General features: G+C 71.7%; 1 protein-coding gene. It reads left to right on the forward strand.

The window, feature by feature from the left end:
- Positions 1 to 97: 97 nt before the first annotated feature.
- On the forward strand, positions 98 to 1,779 hold a 1,682-nt coding region (locus IE172_RS32700), incomplete at its 3' end, for a 3-hydroxyacyl-CoA dehydrogenase NAD-binding domain-containing protein (protein WP_229886684.1).

The raw sequence follows: 1,779 nt of genomic DNA on the forward strand, positions 1-1,779 counted from the left end.
GCCACCCTGTGCGTGGGCGGCGGCATGGGCATCGCCACCGTCGTCGAACGCCTCTGACCCTCCCGGCGACCCGCCACTCTCTGACGGAGACTCCCTCATGACCGAGAAGAACACCACCATCCGCTGGGAAGAGGACACCGACCGGGTCGTCACCCTGGTCCTCGACGACCCCGGCCAGCCGGTGAACACCATGAACGCGGCCTTCATCGACTCCCTCGACGCGGTGGTCGAGCGCCTGGAGAGCCGCGGCGACACCCTCCGGGGCGTCATCGTGGCCTCCGCGAAGGACACCTTCTTCGCCGGCGGCGACCTGCGCGACCTGATCCGGGTCTCCCCCGAGACCGCCGACCGCTCCTTCGAGGCGGGCATGCGCGTCAAGCGCGCCCTGCGCAGGCTGGAGACGCTGGGCGTGCCCGTCGTGGCCGCCCTCAACGGCACCGCCCTGGGCGGCGGTTACGAGATAGCCCTCGCCTGCCACCACCGCGTCCTCCTCGACCGGCCCACCGCCCGGGTCGGGCTGCCCGAGGTCACCCTCGGCCTGCTCCCCGGCGGTGGCGGCGTGACCCGCACGGTGCGGATGTTCGGGATCGCCGACGCGCTGCAGAAGGTACTCCTGGAGGGCAGGCAGTACGCTCCCGCCCCCGCGCTCGCCGCCGGCCTGGTCGACGAGATCGCCGCCGACCAGAGCGAACTGCTCACCAGAGCACGCGCGTTCATCGACGCCCATCCCGAGTCCGCCCAGCCCTGGGACCGGCCCGGCCATCGGATTCCCGGCGGCACCCCGGCACACCCCGAGTTCGCCGCGAACCTGCCCGCCTTCCCCGCCCTGCTCCGCAAGAAGCTGGCCGGCGCCCCCTACCCGGCGCCGCGCAACATCCTCGCCGCCGCCGTCGAGGGGGCCCAGGTCGACATCGACACCGCGTTCGTCATCGAGGCCCGCTACCTCACCGACCTGCTGACCGGGCAGACCTCGAAGAACATGATCCAGGCGTTCTTCCACGACCTGCGGGCGGTCGAGGCGGGCGCCAACCGGCCGCAGAACCTGCCCTCCCGCACCGCGACCAAGGTGGCCGTCCTGGGCGCGGGGATGATGGGCGCCGGCATCGCCTACGCGTGCGCCCGGGCGGGCATCGACGTCGTGCTGAAGGACGTGTCCCTGGAAGCGGCCCTCAAGGGCAAGGGCTACTCCGAGAAGCTGTGCGCCAAGGCCGTGGCCAAGGGCCGCACCAGCCAGGAGAAGGCCGACGCGCTCCTCGCGCGGATCACACCCACCGCCGAGGCCGCCGACCTCGCCGGCTGCGACGCCGTCATCGAGGCCGTCTTCGAGGACCCCGGGCTCAAGGCCGAGGTGCTGAGGGAGGCCGAGAGCGTGGTCGCCCCGGACGCCCTCCTCTGCTCCAACACCTCCACCCTCCCCATCAGCTCACTCGCCGGAGCGGTGAGCCGCCCCAAGGACTTCATCGGGCTGCACTTCTTCTCACCCGTCGACAAGATGCGGCTGGTGGAGATCGTCAAGGGCGAGCGCACCGGTGACGAGGCGCTGGCCCGCGCCTTCGACCTGGTCCGCCAGATCGGCAAGACCCCGATCGTCGTCAACGACTCGCGCGGATTCTTCACCTCCCGCGTCATCGGCCGCTTCATGGACGAAGGTGTCGCCATGGTCGGCGAGGGACACGACCCGGCCTCCGTCGAGCAGGCCGCGGCCCAGGCGGGCTACCCGGCCAAGGTGCTCTCCCTGATGGACGAGCTCACCCTCACCCTCCCGCGCAAGATCCGCAA

The sequence above is a fragment of the Streptomyces griseoflavus genome (assembly GCF_014649995.1).
GTDB lineage: Bacteria > Actinomycetota > Actinomycetes > Streptomycetales > Streptomycetaceae > Streptomyces > Streptomyces griseoflavus.